Source organism: Chryseobacterium luteum, assembly GCF_000737785.1.
In the GTDB taxonomy this organism is placed as follows: domain Bacteria; phylum Bacteroidota; class Bacteroidia; order Flavobacteriales; family Weeksellaceae; genus Chryseobacterium; species Chryseobacterium luteum.
On record NZ_JPRO01000028.1, the window covers coordinates 12025 to 34980 of the forward strand.

Annotated in this window: 17 protein-coding genes and 1 pseudogene; 6 read left to right on the forward strand and 12 right to left on the reverse strand. The window is 36.0% G+C overall.

Features of this window, described 5'->3' with window-relative positions:
- Window position 1: 1 nt before the first annotated feature.
- Window positions 2–949: an alpha/beta hydrolase gene (locus IX38_RS20130; RefSeq protein ID WP_034707774.1), complete on the reverse strand. Its 948-nt coding sequence runs from the start codon at window positions 947–949 to the stop codon at window positions 2–4.
- A gap of 145 nt (window positions 950–1094) precedes the next feature.
- On the opposite strand from IX38_RS20130, the gene IX38_RS20135 reads away from it, so the two are divergent.
- The gene (locus tag IX38_RS20135) at window positions 1095–1928 is read left to right on the forward strand and encodes an AraC family transcriptional regulator (protein WP_034707760.1); all 834 of its coding nucleotides are present in this window, start codon (window positions 1095–1097) and stop codon (window positions 1926–1928) included.
- Window positions 1929–2037: 109 nt separating this feature from the next.
- Here IX38_RS20135 and IX38_RS22715 read toward each other — a convergent pair.
- The 7 genes and pseudogenes from IX38_RS22715 to IX38_RS20170 form a co-directional block, all read right to left on the reverse strand.
- Window positions 2038–2142: pseudogene (locus IX38_RS22715) on the reverse strand (DNA alkylation repair protein); the annotation flags it as partial.
- 170 nt (window positions 2143–2312) lie between these two features.
- Entirely contained in the window at window positions 2313–3728 is a 1416-nt protein-coding gene (locus tag IX38_RS20145) for an efflux transporter outer membrane subunit (RefSeq protein ID WP_034707775.1), read from the reverse strand.
- Entirely contained in the window at window positions 3715–6876 is a 3162-nt protein-coding gene (locus IX38_RS20150; RefSeq protein WP_034707762.1) for an efflux RND transporter permease subunit, read from the reverse strand. The genes IX38_RS20145 and IX38_RS20150 overlap by 14 nt, the downstream gene beginning before the upstream one ends.
- A gap of 27 nt (window positions 6877–6903) precedes the next feature.
- The gene (locus tag IX38_RS20155; protein WP_034707763.1) at window positions 6904–8019 is read right to left on the reverse strand and encodes an efflux RND transporter periplasmic adaptor subunit; all 1116 of its coding nucleotides are present in this window, start codon (window positions 8017–8019) and stop codon (window positions 6904–6906) included.
- A gap of 239 nt (window positions 8020–8258) precedes the next feature.
- Window positions 8259–8591 carry a DMT family transporter gene (locus tag IX38_RS20160; protein WP_034707764.1) on the reverse strand — a complete coding sequence of 111 codons (333 nt, stop codon included), beginning with the start codon at window positions 8589–8591 and terminating at the stop codon, window positions 8259–8261.
- Window positions 8592–8600: 9 nt separating this feature from the next.
- Entirely contained in the window at window positions 8601–9365 is a 765-nt protein-coding gene (locus IX38_RS20165) for a LytR/AlgR family response regulator transcription factor (RefSeq protein ID WP_034707765.1), read from the reverse strand.
- On the reverse strand, window positions 9352–10443 hold the full coding sequence (locus tag IX38_RS20170) for a sensor histidine kinase (RefSeq protein WP_034707776.1): 1092 nt from the start codon (window positions 10441–10443) through the stop codon (window positions 9352–9354). The genes IX38_RS20165 and IX38_RS20170 overlap by 14 nt, the downstream gene beginning before the upstream one ends.
- A gap of 264 nt (window positions 10444–10707) precedes the next feature.
- Here IX38_RS20170 and IX38_RS20175 point away from each other — a divergent pair, with 264 nt between their 5' ends.
- The 3 genes from IX38_RS20175 to IX38_RS20185 all read left to right on the forward strand — a co-directional run bounded on the left by IX38_RS20175 (window position 10708) and on the right by IX38_RS20185 (window position 15075).
- Complete coding sequence (locus IX38_RS20175) at window positions 10708–11844, forward strand: helix-turn-helix domain-containing protein (protein ID WP_034707766.1); 1137 nt, start codon at window positions 10708–10710, stop codon at window positions 11842–11844.
- Window positions 11845–12050: 206 nt separating this feature from the next.
- Window positions 12051–13490: a serine hydrolase domain-containing protein gene (locus IX38_RS20180; RefSeq protein WP_034707767.1), complete on the forward strand. Its 1440-nt coding sequence runs from the start codon at window positions 12051–12053 to the stop codon at window positions 13488–13490.
- 73 nt (window positions 13491–13563) lie between these two features.
- Entirely contained in the window at window positions 13564–15075 is a 1512-nt protein-coding gene (locus IX38_RS20185) for a serine hydrolase (RefSeq protein WP_051884956.1), read from the forward strand.
- Window positions 15076–15452: 377 nt separating this feature from the next.
- Here the strand turns inward: IX38_RS20185 and IX38_RS20190 are convergent, their stop codons facing one another.
- From IX38_RS20190 to IX38_RS20205, 4 genes are all read right to left on the reverse strand, one after another.
- Window positions 15453–16367 (reverse strand): helix-turn-helix domain-containing protein, encoded by a 915-nt coding sequence (locus IX38_RS20190; protein WP_034707768.1) that lies wholly within the window; start codon window positions 16365–16367, stop codon window positions 15453–15455.
- Window positions 16368–16400: 33 nt separating this feature from the next.
- Complete coding sequence (locus IX38_RS20195; RefSeq protein ID WP_034707778.1) at window positions 16401–17300, reverse strand: SDR family oxidoreductase; 900 nt, start codon at window positions 17298–17300, stop codon at window positions 16401–16403.
- A gap of 94 nt (window positions 17301–17394) precedes the next feature.
- On the reverse strand, window positions 17395–18309 hold the full coding sequence (locus tag IX38_RS20200) for a helix-turn-helix domain-containing protein (RefSeq protein WP_034707769.1): 915 nt from the start codon (window positions 18307–18309) through the stop codon (window positions 17395–17397).
- 135 nt (window positions 18310–18444) lie between these two features.
- On the reverse strand, window positions 18445–19284 hold the full coding sequence (locus tag IX38_RS20205; protein ID WP_034707770.1) for an SDR family NAD(P)-dependent oxidoreductase: 840 nt from the start codon (window positions 19282–19284) through the stop codon (window positions 18445–18447).
- Between the two features lie 314 nt (window positions 19285–19598).
- On the opposite strand from IX38_RS20205, the gene IX38_RS20215 reads away from it, so the two are divergent.
- Both IX38_RS20215 and IX38_RS20220 read left to right on the forward strand, forming a co-directional pair.
- Complete coding sequence (locus IX38_RS20215; RefSeq protein WP_034707772.1) at window positions 19599–20603, forward strand: SDR family NAD(P)-dependent oxidoreductase; 1005 nt, start codon at window positions 19599–19601, stop codon at window positions 20601–20603.
- Between the two features lie 484 nt (window positions 20604–21087).
- On the forward strand, window positions 21088–22749 hold the full coding sequence (locus tag IX38_RS20220) for a DUF4041 domain-containing protein (RefSeq protein ID WP_084680358.1): 1662 nt from the start codon (window positions 21088–21090) through the stop codon (window positions 22747–22749).
- Window positions 22750–22956: the final 207 nt, after the last annotated feature.

A 22956-nucleotide genomic window follows, 5' to 3' on the forward strand; every position in this document is an offset into this window, starting at 1 on the left:
TCTATTGATTTAAAATTTGTTTGAATGATTCAATTTGCTGTGCATAAAAATTACCGGATAAGGAACACGGGAAAAAATCGAAAGCATGTACTGCCCCTTTTATTTCCAACAGATTGACCGAAACATCCGCGTTCCGTAATTTCCGGGCATAAATTTTTCCTTCATCTTTTAGTGGATCTAACTCACAAACAATGATTGTTGCGTCTGGGAGATTACTGAAATCCTCTGCCAGTAAAGGAACTGCATATTTTGGAGGCTGGGCTGTATTATGTCGCAAATAATGTTTCCACATCCATTCTGCAGCTCTTTTGGTTTGCATTGGGGCATTTGCAAATTCATTCATAGATGATGTTTGCAAAAGTTGGCTCATGGGAGGGTATAACAAGTACTGGTGTCGGATTTCCACTTCCTGAAGGTCTCTCGCCAGCTGCGTAACAGATGCTGCAATTGTTGCTCCTGCACTGCTTCCACCAATCAGGATATTATGATTGCTTCCACCTATTTTGTCGGCATATTCTGACAACCATAATAATGCATCATAACCATCTTCCATACCTGCTGGAAATGGGTGTTCCGGGGCTAACTGGTAATCCACCGAAACTATCATCAGATCAACTTCTGAAGCTAACCGAAAGTATATAAAGTCATATTGTTCGGGAGTGCCATATATAAATGCACCACCATGAAAATACAACAATACAGGTAAATTCTGCTTCCCTTTTGGTCTGTATATTCTCAATCGGATCTTGCTGGATTTATCAGAAGACCGGATAAATATATTCTCCACATCCAATTGCGGTGGAATTTCAAGAGGCTCTTCTATCATTGATAAGTTCATTTCCTCTTTTCTGATTTGCGCAGGGTTATTTGCTAACAGGTTTTCATAATCTATCTGATTATAAGAACTCTTTGAAATAGCTTTCCGTAATGCCGGATCAATATTTTTCATTGTACTTTCCATATCTACATTATTTACACGTTTACTACAATTTTACTATCTGCTTTAATTTTTCCAAATATTTATTCAGCAAATATAGACTGATAGATAAGGGGAATACAGGTACATTTCCAGTCTATTTAGGTATCTTTGCGTTATGGCAAGAGAAAATATCCATAATTCATTAGATGTATACTACGAAAAGGTAGACTGTTGTCCCTTACGGAATCAGGAATTTAATTTTTTCGAATTTGTCTACGTATTATCAGGAAAAGGAATGCATGGAATCAATGGCAATCAACTTTCTTTTGAAGCAGAGGATCTTTTTTTAATCACACCCAATGATTACCACTCTTTTGATCTGAATGAAGTGTGTGAGTTTATGGTCGTGCGATTTGCCCCATCTTATGTTAAAAGTTATCATTGGCAGAGTATAGACCACATAGAATGTCTTTTGTACTATGCCTCTCATTTTTCGGGTTCTGTTTTAGCCAACGAGGCAGATAAACGCATGGTTGCTAATTTGATGCAGAACTTAATGCATACATTGGAACAGGAGTCTATTTATGGCGAAGATCTAATACGTCATTTAGTTAATGCCATTATCGTAATTGCTGCCCGGAATATATCAGTTATGAAACCTGAATATATTTCACCAAACGCAGACAAACGAATACTACAAATAATTGACTATATCCAGGAAAATATACGCCAGCCTGAATTACTTAAAATAAATGTAATTGCCGCAAAATTCGGTTTGTCTGACACCTACGTTGGGAGTTATTTCAGAAAGCAATGCAATGAATCAATACAACAGTATATCTCTTCATACCGGATTCGACTGATCGAGCACCGGTTACGCTTCAGCGATAAAAGAGTTCACGAAATAGCCGATGAATTCGGGTTTGCCGACGAAAGCCATATCAATAAGTTTTTCAAGCGCCATAAAGGATTAAGTTTAAGTGCTTACAGGAATAAAATCAAAAATTAATGCTACGCACCTATTTACCCGGGCAAATCTTTAGTTTTCGGATTGCGAAGAATTCCCCGGCGTCATTAATAAATCCTGTTGTTATTGGATCTTGTAAATATTCATCAAATTATAAATTTATTTTCTCAATTGTCCGTAATGCTTTCTTTATAATATATTCTGTTTCTTTTGTTGGACTTTCTTTTTTCCATCTCTTGCAAACTTCATCAATAAATTGAGGATTGGTTTTGCCTGCAAATCTTCTTATATTCGCGTCTTCGTTATTTGCCCAATCTTTTAGTATTGCAATAAGGATCACCAATGTGCTGCCCTCTATTTGTTTATAATTAGACAATTGGTATTTTATGTAAAAAGACAATCGGGGCATTCAAGTATATTGTCACTTTAATCAATTCCACCACCCAAAGCTCTGTAAAGGTCAATATCAGAATTCAGTTTTTCAACTTTGACGTTAATGTATTCCAAATCATTCTGTAACTTATTATTTTGAGCGGTAATCACTTCAAGATAAGTTGCCATTCCGCTTTTGTAAAGTTTCACGGCATCGTTAATTCCTTTTTCTAAAATAGAAGTTCGTTGCTCCAGAAGACTTAATCTTTCGCTGCTTCCCTGAGATTTTGCCATCGCATCCGAAACTTCACCAACCGCAGTCATTAAAGTCTGTTTAAAATTGAATACTGCTTTTTCCTGTTCAATAATGGCAGTTTCATAGCCGGTTTTCAGTTGTCTTTTCTTCAGAAGAGGCATCGTTAAATTGGCTGCCAAAGTTTTTGTAATTGAGCCGGGAAGGTCAAACCAGGTATTTATTTTATTTGAATTAACTCCTATTTGTGGTGACAAACTTATACTCGGATACATCGCTGCTTTTGCCAGTCCTGTTTTTGCATTCAGGCTTACCACGTTCAATTCAGCTGCTTTCAAATCAGGCCTTCTGCTTAACAATTGCGCAGGAATTCCGGAAGACATTTGATGATCAATAATTAATGTTTCAAAATTTGCGGTTCTTTCTACTGAGCTTGGATATTCCCCACAAAGAATACTCAATGCATTTTCCTGAACGGAAATATTTTGCTGCGCCAAAGGAACCAAAAGTTCAGCCGTTTTCTTTTGTGCTTCAGATTGTTGTATTACAAGAGAATTGATTTGTCCTGCCGTGTATTGCAGTTTCATCATTGTGAGTGTTTTATCACTCAATTCAATATTTTGTTGGGCAATTTTTAACTGTTCATCTAAGCTGATAAGATTGTAATAAACTTTTGCTACCTCAACAATAATTCGGCTTTTTAAAGCATCAGCATTTTGTTTTTGAGCAAAATAATCGGCTGCTGCAGACTGTTTCTGCATTTTTGCTTTACCCCAGATATCTACTTCCCAAGATAAACTTAGATTGGCGCCGAAATCATCGAGATATTTTGCACCTGTAAACTGTTCATTCAGCGAACCGTTCAGACTGTTTTTAGAAGCCCAGGTTCTGGTGGCTCCTGCATTGAAATCCAGAGTGGGCATCAATGTATTTTTTGCCTGTCTGTAAGCCAGATCAAGTTGTTCGATATTTTTTAAAGCAACGTTAATTTCATTATTTTTGTCTAAAGCTTTTTCAATTAAAACAGCCAATTTCTGGTCTTGGAAAAATGTTTTCCAAGGCAAAACGATTGTATCACCTGTAACCTGAAGTGGCTGTTTATAATTTTCAGGAATATTGAGGTCTGCCCTTTTATAATCTTTTTGGATAGCGCAGGAAACCAAAACTAATGTCACTGTAACGGCAAAAAGAATTTGTTTGAGATTAAATATTTTCATTTGAAATTTGATTTTGGGGTGTGACAGAAAGTTTTTTTGAAGAAAGTTTTTCATCTAAATATTGAAAAAACATATACAAAACCGGAATGACAAAAATTCCCAAAAGAACGCCGCTGAACATTCCCATTGCCGCGCTTACACTGATTGATTTGTTTCCCGAAGCCATTCCACCCGCTGAAAGCATTAACGGGATCATTCCTGCAATAAATGCTAATGAAGTCATAATAATGGGTCTTAATCTTGCTTTTGCGCCTTCCAAAGCCGATTCAATAATGGATAATCCTGATTTTCTTCTCTGAACGGCAAATTCTACAATCAGAATGGCATTTTTGGCTAAAAGACCAATCAGCATAATCAAACCGACCTGTACATAAATATTATTGTCAAATCCGATTGCTTTAATTCCTAGAAAAGCACCGACAACTCCGGTTGGTATGGAAAGCATAACCGCCAAAGGAAGAATGTAACTTTCGTATTGCCCCGCCAACAGAAGGTAAACGAAAAGCAGACACAATCCGAAAATCGCGATCGTTTGATTCCCTGAAGATTTTTCTTCTAAACTTAAACCTGTCCATTCATAACTGTAGTCTGAAGGTAATTTATCTAAAGTTTTTTCAAGTTTTCCTAATAATTCTCCGTTGCTGACTCCCGGTTTTGGAGTAACTGAGATATTCAGTGAATTGTAAAGATTATATCTCTGAACGGATTCCGGACCATAGGCTTTATTGAGGGTTATCAAAGTACTCGCGGGAACCATTTCACCTTTATTATTTTTAACGAAAATATCGTTGAAGGCATTTTCATCCATTCTGAAAATGCCGTCCGCTTTAATATTGACTCTGTAAAACTTCCCAAATCTTGAAAAATTCTGCGACTGGTCTCCAGAAAAATAGGTCTGAACCGTTCCCAATAATCCTGAAATACTTACCCCCAATTGTTTTGCTTTGTCTTCATTCACCTCAAGCTCGAGCTGAGGATAATCTGCACGGAACATAGTGTAGGCAGAACCGACCTCAGGCAATTGCATCAGTTGATTGATTAATTCATCTGCTTTTGCTTTAAGAACTTGCGGGTCTCTTCCCATTCTGTCCTGCAAAACAATTTCGGCATCATTGGTCACGCCATAACCTTCAACGGGAGGCATCCTGAAAGTCATAATACTGCCTTCTTTAATAACCGATAATTTTTCGTTAATGAGATTCATTACTTCATCAATATCCTGGATTTCGCCACGCTCTTTTTTGGGTTTAAGCTTTACAAATCCCATGGCATAAGCCGGTCCTGCACTGTTGTTTAAAAGATTGAAGCCGGTAATCGAAGTATTGGTTTCAACGGCTTTTATACCTTTAAAAATGGTATTGACTTTATCTGTAACTTCTGTAGTATTTGTCAAGCCGGTTCCGGGAGGCATACTCAAAGAATACATCATCAGACCGTCGTCTTCCATCGGTACAAAACTTCTCGGTGTGCTCGTCATTAACCAAGCTGATAAACCGATAATCCCCGCAACTAAACCTCCAGCAACCCATTTTCTTTTCACTAAAAATCTTAATCCGCCAATGTAACGGTTGGTCATATTGTTAAAACCTGCATTGAAAGCCGTTGAAAACCTTTTCGTGAAACCTTTTGGAACTTCGTGATGTTCTCCGGGATGATTATTTTTAAGAAAGACAGCGCATAGAGCAGGCGTTAAAGTCAATGCATTAACTGCAGAAATCATAATTGCAATCGCTAAAGTATAGGCAAACTGTTTGTAAAATAATCCCGCAGAACCCGACATAAAACCAATCGGAATAAATACCGCGGACATGACCAATGTGATGGAAATTACGGCTCCTGTAATTTCGTGCATTGCTTTGTGTGTGGCTTCTTTTCCTGAAAGATTGGTTCCATCTATATTGCTGTGGACAGCTTCAACAACAACAATCGCATCATCGACGACGATTCCGATGGCTAAAACTAAGGCGAAAAGGGTCAGAACATTAATGGTAAATCCTAAAATCAAAAGAAAAAAGAAAGTACCGATAATCGCTACAGGAACCGCAATGGCAGGAATAATCGTTGACCTGAAATCCTGAAGGAATAATAAGACGACAATAAACACCAGGATAAATGCTTCAATCAAAGTCGATTTTACCTGACCTGTTGCTTCATCCAGCTTTTCCTTGGTACTCATTACTTTGGTGAATTTTATGCCCGGCGGAAATGATTTTGAAAGTTGAGTAATGGTCTTATCAATACCTGTTTCAATTTCATTGGCATTGGAACCTGTTGTCTGCATAATTGCAATGGTTACGGCATTTTGTCCGTTGGAAAGGTTGTCTCCGCTGTAAGAAATCGAACCGAATTCCACTCTTGCAACATCTTTTAGCCTAATTAATTGTATTCCGTCATTTTTAACAATGATATTCTCGTATTGCTCAGGTTTGTTCTTTTTTCCTTTATATCGAATCACGTATTCCAACGCAGCATCAGATTCTTCGCCCAGTTTTCCGGGAGCAGATTCTAAACTGTGGTCGGCAATTGCATTGGAAATATCGGCTGGTTCAAGACCGTAGGAAGACATTTTCTGAGGATTCAGCCATATTCTCATCGAGTAATCTTTCAGACCAAAAACCTGGGCCTGCCCTACTCCTTTTACTCTTTTTACCTGCGGAATGAGATTGATATTGGCATAATTCTGAAGAAATTTTTCGTTGTATTTTGCATTGTCATCAGTATAGATATTGAAAATCATGACCATACTGTTTTGCTGTTTCGAAGTCGTTAAACCCATTCTCACCACTTCCTGCGGAAGAATCGGAGTTGCCTGCTGTACTCTGTTTTGTACATTGACGGCAGCCTGGTCTGCATTTACGCCCTGTTTAAAGATGATGGATATTGAAAATGAACCGTCATTACTCGCATTTGATTTAATATAAACCATATCTTCCACACCATTGATCTGCTCTTCAAGCGGTGTCACCACCGAACGGATAACTGTTTCGCTATTTCCGCCGGGATAGGAACCGGAAACTGTAATGGTAGGCGGAGAAATATCAGGGAAACGGGTTACCGCCAGCTGATTGAGCCCGATAATTCCCAATATCACAATGATAAGGGAAATTACAGTCGCTAATACAGGACGGTCTATTATTTTTTTTAGCATTTTAAATTTCTTTGTTTAAATGATTAATTATTTTGCCGGAGTAATTTTCGGAATGACATCTGCACCGTCTGTAAGTACATCAATTCTGTTGACAGCAATCTTATCCCCTGCTTTTATACCTGATGAAACGAAATAATCCTGTGGAGTTCCTCCTGAAACTTCAACAGGAATCATCTTTACTTTTTTACCATTGAGTTTGTAGACAAAAAACTTATCCTGAATATCTTTTACGGCAGTTTTCGGAACTTTTAGAACAGCATCTACATTTTTGTGAATCATTACTCTTGCGGTTCCTCCAGCTCTCAGGAGTTTGTCGGGATTTTGAAAGACAGCTTTCATCTGAATGCTTCCTGTGGTTCTGTCGAAGTTTCCACTTGCATTTTCCAGTTTTCCTTTGTAACTGTAAACCGAACCGTCTGCAAGAATGAGTTCTATGTTTCCTGTGTGGTTTTCTGAAGCTGACATTTTACTGTACGTGATAAAATCTGCCTCGTTCATTGAGAAATAAACATTCACAAGACTGATATTCGAAAGTGTAGTTAAAGGCGAAGTGTCTGATGGCGAAATCAGATTTCCGATTCTGTTGGGAATTCTTCCGATATAACCACTTACAGGAGCTTTAATGTACGTAAAATCAGCATTGATTTTAGATGAGCCTAAAGCAGCTCTTGCCTGTGCAACCTGTGCTGAAGCCGAGTGGTAATTTGACTGAGCTGTTTTAAGCTGCATATCAGAAACTACATTTCCTTCCACCAAAGGTTTTAGTTTATCAACTTCCAACTTTGCAGTTGCCTGACTTGCCAAAGCGGCTTTCAGAGCGGCATCGCTGTTGTTGACCTGCTCGTTGTAGATGGAAGGATTTATTTTAAACAAAGCCTGTCCTTTGTTCACATACTGGCCTTCTTTCACATAAACTGCGTCAAGATAACCTGTAACCTGTGCTTTAATATCTACATTGTCCTGTCCTTCGATGCTTCCGGGGTAGCCTGTTGAAACATCTGCATTTCCTGATTTTAGCTGAATAAAATCTGTTGGTGTCGCCGCAGCCTGTATTTGATTTTCCTGTGCATTTCCCGAGTTACAGGAATACATCATCACAGCGATGGAAATTGACAATGCCCAATAACCTGTTTTGTATTTCATAATAATTGTTTTTACTTCTACCGTCTGCAAAATAACCTCATAAAACAGCCGGTTTAATCAACAATCAAAGCGAAACGGAATTATTTGTAGTTGAAACGTAGCATAGCGAAAATGAAAATTTTGTCTGTTTTTTTTATTTTTAAAAACAATAGAATCCATATTAAAAACGGAATGCCTCTGTCAATTTTAACAGAGGCGCTCATCTTTAAACAAAGTATAAATTGCTCTTCGGCAATATTTTAATGCGAAGCCGATTTTGAGAAGACATTAATCACAATGACTCCAATTACAATTAAGGCAATTCCTAAAATCGCTGGAAGGTCTAAAGTCTGTTTGTAAACAAAATATCCAATTAAAGAAATCAGAACAATTCCTACAGCAGACCAGATTGCATAGGCAATTCCTATCGGAATCACTTTGATGGCATGGGTAAGAAGATAGAACGAAGCCGACATTGCCACTACAAAAATGATTGTCTGTAAAGGTTTTGTAAAACCTTCTGAAGCTTTTAAAAATGACGTGGCCACAGATTCGAAAAGGATAGCTAATGCTAAAAATATATAGTTTTTCATATCAATATTTTAAAAATCCATCCATGTTTTAAAGGCAGAAGCTTTTTCACGGCTTACGATAACGTCTATCTCCGGATGTTTTTTGAGTTCGAGTTTCAGCTTTCCATTAAAATGATTAAAAACCTGCTGTACAGAATCAATGTGGATGATAAACTGCCGGTTGGCTCTGAAAAACACTTTCGGGTCCAGCTGTTTTTCGAGTTCCTCCAGAGTCTGGGGAACAGTCTCTACAATTCCGGTTTTGAGCATTGTTTTGCTGATCCCGTGTTCGGTGTAAAAATACAGAATATCTTCTGCCAAAACTGTTTTATAACCATCACGATGTGCCAAAAGAAAACGTTTCCTGTATTCTTTGGGCTGAATATAATTAAGTAAACCTTCAATTGCAGTTCCGAAAAAGGGAGCAGTTTCCATGGAGCTTTCGTATCTTTTTAAGGAATCTTCAAGCTCTTCTTCCTCGATGGGTTTAAGCAAATAATCGATACTGTTATACTTAAAAGCTTTTACCGCATATTCATCGTAAGCTGTGGTAAAAATGACCGGACTTCTGACTTCAAAACGGTTGAATATTTCAAAACTTAAACCGTCTGAAAGACGAATATCCATCATAATAATATCGGGTGCATTGTTGTTCTCGAGCCAGTTCACAGCTGATGAAACAGAATCTTCCACGGAAAGAATCTCTATCGAGGGGCGAAGTTTCAGCAGCAGTCTTTTGAGTCGGTCTGCATTCGGCTTTTCGTCTTCAATGATTAATATCTTATTGATCTTCATATAACGGAATTTTAGCGATGAAATCTTTGTCGGTCTTAAGAATAATCGGTTTTTTATCTCCTAAAAATTCAAAACGGTTAATAATATTTTTAATTCCCAAACCAGCAGATTTACGATTATCAATTAATGGCACTAATGTATTATGAACTAACAAATATTGATCATTTGTAGTCGAAATTTTAATCTTCAAAGGATTTGATTTTGATGTCTGGTTATGTTTCAGCGCATTTTCAACCAGGAACTGTAAAGCCATTGGTGGTAAAAGAAATGATTTCAGATCGTCACTTACAGAGATCTCAAAATTGACACCTTCGCCGAGTCTTTTTTGAGTTAAATAAATGTAGGAATTCAAAAATTTCAGCTCTTCTTCAAGCGTAATCGTGTCTTTTTTTGAATTGACAAGAAGGTAACGGTAGACTTTCGCAAAACTCTCTGAATATTCGTACCCCAATTGCTGGTCTTCCAGAATTAACTCAGACAAAACGCTTAAATTATTAAATATAAAATGAGGATCAATCTGAAGTTTCAAAGCCTGAAGTTCAGCTGCCATTGCGGCTCTTTTATGTTCGGAAGATTTCAGTTTGTGCCGGGCAGCTTCCAAAGTGGTTTTTTTCCAGTTTTCCAAGAGAAAATTTCCGGTATTGATTGCACTTATTAATAAAGAAACAACAATATTGGTGGCAATCCATTGCGACATCAAAGTAATTTCTTTTCTGTAATCAGAACTTTTTGTCTCTGTGCAAATTTCAAAAATAAAATTAATCAGTATGACTAGTGAAATACTTCCAATAATTTGCAACAGAGCTTGAATCAATAATCTTCTGATACTCCTTTCATTCCACGAAATTCTTTTATCAAGATAATAATCTATAAACAGACTTACTTCCGCAATAATAATTGAGAACAACAGAATCCAGAAAAAATCTTCGAGAATATATATTACAGGCTTTTCAATTAATTCTTTATAAGAAAAAGGGTCAATAAGATAAATAAAAATGTAGGAAAACAGAAATGAAGTTGCACATATCAACAGTCTGTTTTTGAATCCATACAAAAATCTCTTCTTTTTATCAGTCATAAACAGCATGGTGGTTTTATGAATGTAAAGATAAATATTGAATCAGAGAAATAGCGCACTTTTAAAGTGAAGGGGTAAAATATACCTGTGAAACGTATCATTTATTAAATAAAATGATATACCTATGACACATACTCATAATGAACAAATCAGAATATTGAAAGTTAAATGTTCTATCATATTTCCATTGTTGAACAAAAATTACGATAAAACATCAAATATTTTAATTTGATAAGAATTAAATTTGTATTTCTATTAAAAACAATGGACAAGTTCAACTTTCTGCATCTCGTTTCCACTATTGGGATTTTCATGGTACTTTTGCTTGCCCTGTTTTTGATTACCGTAAAAACCAAGCACAGGCTTTCAAATTGGCTGCTTGCTTTCTTTCTTTTTACAAATGCCGTAGATGCAATCAAATTTTTGACGCGAGATTTTCCACTAAATTATATCAACCTCGAGGCGTTTCGTTGGAGTATTGTCTACCTGGTTCCGGCATCATTTTATCTCTATGTCTTGTCCGTTTGTTACACAAACTTTCGATTAAAACCGAAACATGTATTGCACGTGATTCCGTTTGTTGCTTACAATTTGTATTTAATGTGGGGAATCTATTTTGTAGACAGAGCCTCGAAAATACATTTTATAAATGGCATCTATGAAATGCCTATAACTCAATTTTTTTACTTTCTTTTCGAATTTCTGTTTCAAGTGTATTTTATTGCTGCATTTCTTGTGATTAGAAAATCCAAAACGGTCTATCTCGAGAATTATACAAACCCCAATATTTCTGTACTTAACGCACTTTACAAAATAACAATTCTATATTATATCTTACATTTTATAGTCCTTATAAGATGGCTGGTTACTTTTATCTATGGTCCGGGCGAGATTCGAGCATGGATTGTAACGCTTGATGGGTTTGCATTTTTATTTGCTACCTGTTGGTATCTATTTGTTGCGTTAAACAATCCTGAGTTTTTCCGGGGAGTAAATTCCGAGCTAAAACCAATTACAGAAGTTATTCCGAAACAAAAAACCAGCCCATTAATCGTTGATGAAAAAAATAAGGAAATCGAATTTCTGAAAAACTTCATGGTGGAAAAAGAACCTTATTTGGATTCGTCATTAACGATTCAGGATTTATCTGAACAGGTAAAAATGCCCGTTAAAGATTTGTCTACTTTGATTAACTTGTATATGGATAAACATTTTTTCGATTTCGTAAATGAATATAGAATTGAAAAAGCAATGGAAATACTGAAAGATCCTTCTCAAAAAGAACTGACTGTTTTGGAAATTTTATACCAGGTTGGTTTTAATTCCAAATCTTCGTTTAATACCTCTTTCAAAAAATATACGGGAAAAACACCAACTGATTTTAGAAAACAAGCTTTGTAAAATCGAATTACTTTTAAAAAATGAGTTCGATTTTTTTTAATCGGTCGCATATTAACACGTTCTGACGCACTTTTGCAGCAAATTAATTTAAAATAAAATGCATTACTATAAAAAAGTTTTCTGCAACTCTGGAGTGTACATCAAGAAAATTATGAGACTCTATTCTATCAAAAGAACGTCGTAAAATCAAATTCAAAAAATTACTAATGAAAAATATAATTGTAATCTTTCTTTGCCTTTTTTCAACACATCTGTTTTCTCAAAAAAGTACAAAAAACACTCAATTCGCTAAGCACACAAAAACAGATATCAAAGTTGACAAAACAAACAAAAAACTAATCAATCAAATTGATTCTGTAATGGTAAAATCCTATGAAAGAGGTTTATTCAATGGCAATGTCCTTATCGCTAAAAATAATAAAATCATCTATCAAAAATCATTTGGTTTTACTGATGAAACGAGACAAACAGCTTTAACTGATAAGTCAATATTCAACATAGGCTCTATTGCAAAGGAATTTAATGCAGTTGCCATAATAATTTTAGTTGAACGTGGTCTCCTTAATCTTGACGACAAGGTATCAAAATTTAATTTGGGATTACCAAAATGGGCAGAAAAAGTTACTATAAGACATCTTCTTAATTATGCCAGCGGTATTCCTCCAATCGAGCAATTAAAACCCGAAAATGATGCAGAGGCGTGGAATATTTTGAGAAGCAACGACAGTCTACTCTTTGAACCGGGAACTAGTTACAGGTATGATAATGGCAACGTCTTTTTGCAAAGAAGAATAATTGAAAAGGTAACCGGAATATCATTTGAAGAATTTGTTATTAAAAATATAGTTAAACCATTGAAAATGACCAATTCGGTATTTGATCCAAAATTTGGTTATAAAAACCGAACGTCCTGTTATGATTTTGATAATGTCAAATGTCCGGAGATGCAATTTATTAGCGGATGGCTCTGGGTAGATATCAATAATCTCTACAAATGGATTGAAGCTATGAACTCTAATCGTTTAATATCCAGAGAATCCCTTCAAACTTTGCTGAATAACCCGTATGCAATTGACGAAGGCGGGTCACTTGGCAGGTACATTGAAAAAGATGAGCTACAAAGACACAACGGAGTTTCTTATAAATTTGAATCCATCTTTTTAAACGATTTTAAAAATAATATGACAATCATTCTAGTGTCCAATAATCTAAATAGAGTTTGGGATTTAGGGTATATTATTCACAATTTAATGTTAGGGAAAGATTATGAAATTCCTAAAAAATCTGTTTATCAGGCAATAAGAAAAGAATCTCTCGACAACGTAAATAGAGCGATAGAGACTTATTATTTACTCAAAGAAAACTCTAAAAATGAATATAGTTTTGAGAACTCCGGAGAACTTAATAAGTTAGGATATGAATTATTAAGGCTTGGAAAAATCAATGAATCCATAACAATATTTAAATTGGCTACAAGCGAGTTTCCTAAAGATGCTAATCTTTTCGATAGTCTAGGAGAAGCTTATTTTACAGATAAGCAATACGATTTAGCGTTAGATAGTTATAAAAAAGCAATAAGTCTTGGTGGAACCAAAGGTAATGCAGAAAAAATGATAGAAAAAATCGAGAAAGAAATGGGGAAGTAAAACAGGCGCAAAATGTAACAACATCCTTTTCTTAATTGTCTTATTAAATACAGAATCAATTAATTATTTCTAAATGAAAAAAATACACCTAATCCTACTGCTTTCTTTATCGTTGAATATTTTTGCACAAAATGTTAAGGATAAAATAAAATCATTCGAAGACAACCTGCTTAGTTGGGATACATCGAAAACAAAAAAATGGACTCTAAAAGAAAGAATGGCTTTCTACAATATGAATGCAGTAAGCATTGCGGTCATAAAAGATTATAAGATAGAGTGGACAAAAGCTTATGGCTATGCAGATGTTGCTGAAAACAGAAAAGCAACCCAGCAAACACTTTTTCAGGCTGCGTCTATTAGCAAGTCTATTAATAGTCTGGGTATTTTAAAATTGGTTGAACAAGGAAAATTAGGTTTGGACAATGACATCAATAATTACTTAAAAACCTGGAAATTTCCATACGATTCGGTTTCAAAAGGAAAAAAAATTTCTATTGCAGATCTGTTGGGTCATAAAGCCGGTTTGTCTGTTCACGGTTTCGGAGGCTATCAAAAAGGAAAAGAATTACCTGCCATAATACAAATTCTCGATGGACAAAAACCAGCCAATTCTCCTGCGGTTCGGTCTGTGTTTGAACCCAACCTCAAATTCCAATATTCAGGTGGCGGAACAACCATTTCACAATTAATTCTTGAAAATAATACAGGAGAAAGGTATGAAGATTATATGCTTAAAAAAATTCTTTTACCATTGGGAATGAACAAAAGTTCTTACAATCAACCACCTTCTTTAGATAAAGAAAAATTACTTGCAACGGCTTATAATAACGGAAAAGAAGTAAAAGGTAAATATCATATTTATCCTGAAAAAGCCGCAGCCGGCTTATGGACCAACCCAAATGATTTGGCAAAATATATAATCGAAACACAGTTGTCATTATTAGGTAAATCAAATAAGGTTTTATCAAAGGAAATGTCTGTAAAGAGAATTGAGAATAATTACGGTGTATTTCTGAATGATTTCAAAGGCACAAAATATTTCGGACATAGTGGTGGAAATGAAGGTTTTGTATGTTATTATATTGGAAGTGTTGAAGACGGAAACGGTCTAGTTGTAATGACTAACGGTAATAATTTTAAACTAATAGATGAAATCCTTTTAAGTATTGCCAGTTTGAACCAATGGAAAAACTATCCTATTGAACCCCAAAAAGAATCTATTGGTTTAACCATCAGAAAAGAATGTCTAAAAAATGTTGACAAAGGAATTGCATTGTACAAAGAACTGAAAAAAAATAATCCAAATGATTATAACTTCTCCAATGAAAACGAATTGAACGGGCTTGGTTATGAATTTCTAAAAGATAATCAATTAGATGCAGCACTTAAGATTTTTAACTTAAATGTCGATCAGTTTCCAAAGTCAGGAAATGTTTATGACAGTCGCGGTGAAGCTTATTTTAATAAGAAAGAATATGCATTATCAAAAGGCGATTATCAGAAATCGCTGGAACTTGATCCAGCCAATCACAATGCGAAGGAAATGATTTTGAAAATCAACCAACTTTTGTCCACTCAAAAATAAATCATACTTTTAATATTTAGTGACCGTAATTGTTCTGACATGACTTTTATTTCTGACAATTTCCCCGCTTATAACTGCGATAATCTTCTAGATTTTATATTAGATAGTTCGGCTCATCGTCTTTAGATAGTGAAAGATAATCGAAGTAAATTGAAGACCAACAACATCAATTTTGATTGTTTCAAATGCTTAAAGACAGAAATGATCGGTTAAAATTAAATATAACTATACCTGCAAACTCACTTTATTCATCAGCTTTTTATGGCAGTGCTACAATAATAAAAGCTATGAAACACTCATTTTTTTTAAAAACAGATCATACAAATATCCTCTTTATTTAAACCTTTATGTACATGGGAAATCCTGTAGGATTAATTTCAATTAAACGACTTCCTGAATTCCAAAGGCGAAACATCTGTCTTAGCTTTAAATAATTTACTGAAAGACTGCGAATGCTCAAACCCCAGTTCATAGGCAATTTCACTTACGGAAAGCTCAGTGGTAGAGAGTTTCTCTTTGGCTTTTTCAATCAGTTTTTCGTGGATGTGCTGCTGCGTGGTCTGTCCGGTCAAAGTTTTCAGCAGACTTCGCATATATTGCGGCGACATATTGAATTCATCAGAAAGAAACTGAACACTCGGTAGACCTTTAGTTTTAAAATCATCTCTTTCAAAATAATCATTGAGCAGAATTTCCAATTTTTCTAAAAACTGATGGTGTGCTTTGTGACGGGTAATAAACTGTCGCTGATAAAACCGTTCGGAATAATTCAAAAGTGTTTCCAGCTGAGAAATAATAATGTTCTGACTGAATTTATCAATGTTGGTCTGATATTCCTGCTTGATGTTTTCGACAATTTGTTGCACTTTCGTTTCCTCATCTTCCGATAAAAAAAGAGCTTCATTGACAGAATAATCAAAGAATTCATATTTCCTGATTGCAGTTGCCATTGTGGTATTCCAGAGAAAATCCGGATGAATCATCATCATCCATCCGGAAGGATTTTTGCCGTGCTCTTCCCGTATAATGCTTAAAATCTGATGAGGCGCCATACAAAACATCACGCCTTCATCAAAATCATAATCCTGCTGCCCGTATCTGTATTTATGATTCATATCTCGTTTGACAGAAATCATATAAAAATCGAATATCAAACTTTGCTTTCCACTTTCTGTAGATGGTGCCATATCTTCAAAATTGATCACACTGATGAGCGGATGTTTTGGCTTCGGCAAGCCCCGCAAGGTGTGGAATTGTGAGATGGTTTTTATTCTTATCGGCGAATCAGGCATTGGTTTAATATTTAATGAATATAAAGGTACAGATTATTGTGGCTCAGATAAATAAACGTTGTCCAAATCTTCCATCAAAGTCGGATGTTGAGGATTCCAACCTAAATTTGCCTTAGTTTCTTCGCTTGAAGTCAGATTATTAAGCTTTGCAAAATGTGCAAACCAGCCGAAATGTTCTGCAGTTTCGTCATTTGTAAGAGAAACAACCGGAATGTTCAGTTTTTCTGCAATAAAAGTTGCAATATCTTTAAAAGGAATTCCCTGTTCTGCAACTGCGTGATATCTCGTCCCGCTTTCAAAAGGGTTTTCCAAAGCCAATCGGTATAATTTTGCGGCATCCAATCTGTGAACTGCCGGCCAGAAATTATCGCCATCATTAATGATAGCAGATTTTGCTTTTTGCCTTGCAATATTGATTAAAGTCGGGACGAATCCAATAATATCTCCTTTGCCGTGAACGGATGGCGACAATCTAACGACGGCAACTTTTACACCTTTTTCGGCAACAGCATCGGCTGCATTTTCTGTCGCAATTCTTGGATGTGGATTGTTTGCGTTAAAGTCTTTTTCTGTGGTAATTCCATCTTTTGAAAAAAGGGCAGTTCCAGATGTGATTAGAAAAGGTTTTTCAGTTCCTAATAAAGCTTCGCCGATGGCTTCAATCACTTTTTCATCCAATTTGCACATCTCTTCGAATCTTGTGAAATCGTGGACAAATCCTAAATGGATTACTGCATCTGCAATTTCGGCTCCTGATTTCAGACTTTCAAAATCGTTTAAATCTCCACGATGTGCTTCAGCTCCGGCTGCAATCAATTTATTTGCCGATTCTTCCGAACGGGCCAATCCCAAAACCTGGTGTCCATTAGCCAATAATTCATGTACTACGGCTGTTCCTACGAAACCTGTTGCGCCTGTAACAAATACTTTCATTTTAATATATTTTTGATATAAATTAATGAAGCAAAGTTCAGATTTCGATTTTGTACTCCTGTAGCCGAAAAGTATTTTGTTGTAGCCGAAAAAATTAATTAAAAGACTTCCTGAATTCCAAAGGCGAAACATCAGTTTTAGCTTTAAACAGTTTACTGAATGACTGCGAATGCTCAAATCCCAATTCATAAGCAATTTCACTTACAGAAAGATTGGTTGTAGAGAGTTTCTCTTTAGCTTTTTCAATCAGTTTTTCGTGGATGTGCTGTTGTGTGGTTTGTCCTGTTAAAGATTTTAATAAACTTCCAAGATAATTCGTTGAGATATTAAGCTGTTCTGCGATGTAATTGGCAGTTGGCAATCCTTTGTCAATCACGTTATCATTAAAGAAATCTTCAAGAACGATTTCCAATTTCTCTAAAATCTGATGATTGCTCTTTTTCCTGGTGATGAATTGTCGCTGATAAAATCTTTCGCAGTAATTTAAGATAACTTCAATCTGCGAAATGATGATATTTTGGGTAAACTGGTCAATTCCCGACTGATATTCCTTTTCAATGCCTTTAAAAAGTCCGATCAAAGTCTCTTCTTCTTTTTCGGAAAGGAATAATGCTTCGTTCACATCATAACCGAAAAATTTATAATTATTAATGGTTTTTGCCAAAGGTGTGTTCCAGATAAAATCGGGATGAAAAGCGAGAAGATATCCGGAAGGTTTCACATCAGATTTACTGATAATCATTTTCACGACTTGTCTTGGCGCAATGAAGCACATCAGACCTTCATCAAAATCATACTGACTCTGCCCATAATGAAGTTTCCCCTGAATATCTCTTTTAAAACCCATAAAATACAGATCCTGAACCCAGCTGATTTCCGATTCTTCAATCTGATATTCCACCAAACTGTAATCCACCAAGCTAATGAGTGGATGTTGTGGCTTCGGCAATCCCGAAATCCGGTGAAATTCCGAGATGGTGTCTATCGTATATAATTTTCTGTTATTCATTTGTTGATATTTATTGTTTTTGGGTCAAATGCAATTCGCGTTTCATAATTGGTGTTTGCAATCAATTTTCGTTCACGCTCATTTCATAACTTTAAAATTGAAAGGCAACAGCAAGAAACTGTTGCCTTTACAAATTTAATAATCTGTAGATGTACTTAGCGTTTTATAGTCAGAAATTTCACTTTGAAGCGCATTTAATTTATTCCCGGCAATGCCAAATGCATCAGAACCTAAAACCAAATGAACCGGCGGATTTTCCATTGCTACCAATTCTATTAATGCTACAGCTGCTTTTTCAGGGTCGCCCGGCTGATTTCCGTTGATGTCTTTTTCGTGCGCTGTTTGAAGTTGTCTTGCAACAGTATATTCTTCAATTTCAGTTTTCGGGGTACGAAGTGAACCGCCCGTTAAGAAATCTGTTCTGAAATATCCAGGATAAACAACGGTTGCATTCACTCCAAATTCTTTTACCTCTGCAGCCAAAGCTTCTGTAAAACCTACGACTGCAAACTTTGTTGCGCAGTAAATTCCCCAGCCTGCAAATTCTCCGGTAAGCCCGCCAATTGAAGCGATGTTGATGATTGAGCCGCTTTTTTGAGCTCTTAAATGGGGCATTGCTTTTCTGATGACATTCAAAGAACCGAAAACATTCGTGTCAAAGTTTTGACGGCTTTCAAGGTCAGTAATTTCTTCTAAAGTTCCCAACTGTCCGTAACCTGCGTTGTTTACTACAGCATCCAGTTTTCCAAATTTCCCTACTGTTTTTGCAACTGCTGTTTCAACAGAATTTTCGTTGATCAAGTCAACTTCGAGCGGAAGAAACTTTGAATTTTCCTCACTTACAGCTTTCTGAAGCTCAGCAACATTTCTTGAAGTCGCTGCCACGGAATATCCTTCGGCTAATAATCTTTTTACTAAAGTTAAACCTAAACCTTTTGAAGCTCCTGTCACGAACCATACTTTTTTTGTGTCCATTTTGATTGTTTTTAATTTGGTTAATTTTTACAGTACAAAGTTGAGAAACAATGAAAATTTAGCTGTAACTGAATCAAAGACTATTGTAGCCAAAACAAAGATTTTAAGTTTTCCGATTTCCAAATACCTATTATAAAGTGGTTTATTTTGAATAATTTCTAAAAACAGTCCGTTCGGAATGGGACTGCCTGACAGATACGCTGTAAAGTCTTCAAAACCCAATTTTAATTAAAATAAATCTTATTTCATAACGCTTTGGTGTAAAAATAGATAGGTTATAAGCATCAACTCTATGTATTCAAAACCATCACCATATGAAATCAGAAAACAACTTAGAAAAAAGAAGTCTCAGAGGTAAAACCGTAGTCGTTACGGGAGGAAGCAGCGGAGTCGGAAGAGCTGCCGTAGAAGCATTTGCACTGGAAGGATGCAACATCGTCATCGCAGCCCGCGGACAGGAAGCTCTGGACGAAACCTTACACCTTTGCAACGAACTTGAAATAAAGGCAATCGCTGTTCCTACCGATGTTTCTGTTGCGGAAGAAGTAGATAATTTAGTCAAAAAAGCCCTCCTTGAGTTTGGGCGAATTGATATCTGGGTAAACAACGCCGGAGTTATGGCAAGCGGCAAGTTTGAAGAAATCCCGATGTCACTCCACGAGCAGGTCATCAAAACCAATCTCTTCGGATATATGCACGGGGCTTACAGTGTACTTCCGGTTTTCAAGGAACAGAACGAAGGAATCCTGATCAACAATGTATCGATCGGCGGATTTATGCCCGCTCCTTACAGCGCAGTCTATTCTTCTACAAAATTCGGGATCCGTGGAATGATGGAATGTCTTCAGGGAGAAATTTCAGATTTTGCAGACATCCATATTGCCAATCTGTATCCCCAGATTCAGCGTTCGACGGGAAATTCACATTCGGCAAAGTATTCCGGACTGGATTTTAAAGTTCCGCCTTTCGCATCAGATCCGAGAGACACCGCAGCTAAGATTGTACAACTCGCCAAAGAGCCACAAAAAGATCTTTTCCCCGATTTTACTTCAAGAGCCTTAGTCAATATTTATGAAATGTTTCCGAAAGCAATCATCAACACGGCTTCTGCCGGAATGAGACTGATGATGAGGTTGAAAAACGGCGAACCCACTTCTGGAAATGTCCTTGAACCTTCTTCTGAACCCCACCAGATTTATGGAGACACCCTATTGCCCGTTCCGGGTAAAAAAACAAAAATGGCACTCGTTGCAGGTCTTGGATTAGGTTTAGCCTATATGATATTCAGATCGAGAAATTCAAATGACGATGAGGTTTAATTCATAAAAATATACTATCAACCAACAAACCCCGATTTATAATCGGGGTTTGTTTATTTTATTAATTATTTACTTAAAAGCATTTTGAAGTCTGGCAAAACCGTTCAGATGATATCGTCAAGCATTTAGTTATAACGTTCAAGTGTTCTGTTTAAGTGTTCAACCGCTTCGTTGAATCAATCAGGTACTCCGTTTAAGCTTTCAACCATTTCGTTAAGCCAATCAACTACTCCGAAGAGCCGTTCAACCACTCCGAAGAGGCATTCAAGTACAATTTGTTATATTTCAATGATTTACGGATCGTTTGGAGAATTTGGAAAGAATTGCGATGAGGTTGTGGTGGACCTTTGGAAGTTTTTATTAATTGGAGTAGAAATACTGAATAATAGGAATTGAGATTGGTTTAATTTTGAGATTATGGTTTTCCGTAAATATTCTTTAAAGTTTATAAGTAATTTTATCCGCAATAAACAAACAAGTTACCATGGAAATTATTTTAATCTTGATTTTATCTTTTTTTGCAATCTACTTTTATACTAAGTTACAAAAACTTAAAAATGAAATTAAAACAAGGGATATAAAAGTTAATGATTTAGAAGTCAAAAACAATATTCTTGAAACTAAAATTCAGTCTATTAACAGAGAAAACTTAAATCTTCAGGCTACCAATCGTGAGATGAAAGATAAAGTTGCTGAATTAAGTAAATATCAAAGCATTATTGATGTAAAAATTGAATGCGAATATCTTCTAAAAAAAGCTCAGAAAGATTATGAAAAACTGAGAGAACAAGGAAATCAGGAATTATTTGAAGCTCAGGAAAATGCAAAAGAGTCAAGAAGAAACATCAAAGAACTTACAGAAAAGAAACAACGGGAAATTGAATTGTTATACGAAAATGCTGTAAGAGAATCGACAAGAATTATTGAAAGTGCAGAAAATAAAGCCGAAACGATTGGCGGTGACGCTTACCGAAGCTTAAAAGAAGCTAATGAAATTGCAGACAGGATCCAGGCAATGAAAAATGTAATCAACGGGTATGGAAATAAATATTTAGTTCCCAATTACACACTTTTAGATCAGCTTGCAGAAGATTTCAGTCATAAAGAAGCAGGAGAAAATCTCAAAAAACTTCGTCAGAATAATAAAATGATGATCGTCAACAGACAGGCTGGAATCTGCGATTATGTAGATAAAGAGAGACAACAAACGGCCGTTGATTTTGTAATTGATGCTTATAACGGGAAAGTTGATTCTATTCTGGCAACAGTAAGAAAAGATAATTACGGAATTTTGAAACAGAAAATTGAAGATGCTTTTCAATTGGTCAACTTTAATGGTAAAGCTTTCAGAAACGCAAGAATATCTGAAATCTATCATCAGGCAAGACTGGAAGAACTCAAATGGGCAGTTGTAGCACAGGAATTACGAGCAATGGAACTCGAAGAGCAAAGAGAAATCCGGGAACAGATCCGTGAAGAAGAAAAGGCTCGTAGAGAATTTGAAAAAGCGATGAAAGACGCTGAAAAAGAAGAACAGACTTTAAAAAGATTGATTGAAAAAGCCGAAGCTCAGGTTTCAAGAGCCAATGAAGAGCAGAAAGCCCTTTTCCAACAAAAACTGGAAGAGCTTCAGGGAAAACTCGTAGCAGCAGAGGAAAAGAATCAGCGGGCAATTTCGATGGCACAACAAACTAAAGCAGGGAATGTTTACATTATTTCAAACATCGGTTCGTTTGGTGAAGACGTTTATAAAATCGGGATGACGCGACGTTTGGAACCTTTGGATAGAGTCCGTGAGTTAGGAGATGCAAGTGTTCCGTTTGAGTTTGATGTTCATGCAATGATATATTGTGATGATGCACCGGCTTTGGAAAGACAACTTCACAAGAAATTTCTTAAAAATCAGCTTAATAAAATTAATCCAAGAAAAGAATTTTTCAGGCTTCAACTCAACGATTTGAAAAACCATATTGAAAGAATTGGTATCAATTGCAAATGGACACTTCTTGCCGAAGCAAAGCAATATAGAGAAACTTTGAAACTGGAAGAAGAAATGAAAACAAATAAAGTGATGGAAGTTGAATGGGAACGTTTTCAAGAGGTCGCAGATCCAGTGACATATGATGAAATAATTGAGGAAATCTAATCATTGATAAATTGTATTAGCAAGTTTTCTTCAACAAATTTTCGAAATCAAACCAAAAAAACCTGCTCAACAGCAGGTTTTATATTTATAAATTTCAAAGATTTTAATGTCCGCACTGACACCTTGTTCACCCGATACCAAATTTGCTCCGTCAGTTCGAATGTTTTTCGCAGCGAAGCGGAGAAAAATGTATCGAGAACCCGTGAA

What these genes read in the sequence shown, in the direction of transcription:
- IX38_RS20220 (WP_084680358.1), top strand. Translation starts at nt 21,088, where the DNA reads ATGGAAATTATTTTAATCTTGATTTTATCTTTTTTTGCAATCTACTTT.
- IX38_RS20135 (WP_034707760.1), top strand. Translation starts at nt 1,095, where the DNA reads ATGGCAAGAGAAAATATCCATAATTCATTAGATGTATACTACGAAAAG.
- IX38_RS20185 (WP_051884956.1), top strand. Translation starts at nt 13,564, where the DNA reads ATGAAAAAAATACACCTAATCCTACTGCTTTCTTTATCGTTGAATATT.
- IX38_RS20190 (WP_034707768.1), bottom strand. Translation starts at nt 16,367, where the DNA reads ATGCCTGATTCGCCGATAAGAATAAAAACCATCTCACAATTCCACACC.
- IX38_RS20215 (WP_034707772.1), top strand. Translation starts at nt 19,599, where the DNA reads ATGAAATCAGAAAACAACTTAGAAAAAAGAAGTCTCAGAGGTAAAACC.
- IX38_RS20150 (WP_034707762.1), bottom strand. Translation starts at nt 6,876, where the DNA reads ATGCTAAAAAAAATAATAGACCGTCCTGTATTAGCGACTGTAATTTCC.
- IX38_RS20170 (WP_034707776.1), bottom strand. Translation starts at nt 10,443, where the DNA reads ATGACTGATAAAAAGAAGAGATTTTTGTATGGATTCAAAAACAGACTG.
- IX38_RS20160 (WP_034707764.1), bottom strand. Translation starts at nt 8,591, where the DNA reads ATGAAAAACTATATATTTTTAGCATTAGCTATCCTTTTCGAATCTGTG.
- IX38_RS20165 (WP_034707765.1), bottom strand. Translation starts at nt 9,365, where the DNA reads ATGAAGATCAATAAGATATTAATCATTGAAGACGAAAAGCCGAATGCA.
- IX38_RS20205 (WP_034707770.1), bottom strand. Translation starts at nt 19,284, where the DNA reads ATGGACACAAAAAAAGTATGGTTCGTGACAGGAGCTTCAAAAGGTTTA.
- IX38_RS20145 (WP_034707775.1), bottom strand. Translation starts at nt 3,728, where the DNA reads ATGAAAATATTTAATCTCAAACAAATTCTTTTTGCCGTTACAGTGACA.
- IX38_RS20130 (WP_034707774.1), bottom strand. Translation starts at nt 949, where the DNA reads ATGAAAAATATTGATCCGGCATTACGGAAAGCTATTTCAAAGAGTTCT.
- IX38_RS20175 (WP_034707766.1), top strand. Translation starts at nt 10,708, where the DNA reads ATGGACAAGTTCAACTTTCTGCATCTCGTTTCCACTATTGGGATTTTC.
- IX38_RS20180 (WP_034707767.1), top strand. Translation starts at nt 12,051, where the DNA reads ATGAAAAATATAATTGTAATCTTTCTTTGCCTTTTTTCAACACATCTG.
- IX38_RS20155 (WP_034707763.1), bottom strand. Translation starts at nt 8,019, where the DNA reads ATGAAATACAAAACAGGTTATTGGGCATTGTCAATTTCCATCGCTGTG.
- IX38_RS20195 (WP_034707778.1), bottom strand. Translation starts at nt 17,300, where the DNA reads ATGAAAGTATTTGTTACAGGCGCAACAGGTTTCGTAGGAACAGCCGTA.
- IX38_RS20200 (WP_034707769.1), bottom strand. Translation starts at nt 18,309, where the DNA reads ATGAATAACAGAAAATTATATACGATAGACACCATCTCGGAATTTCAC.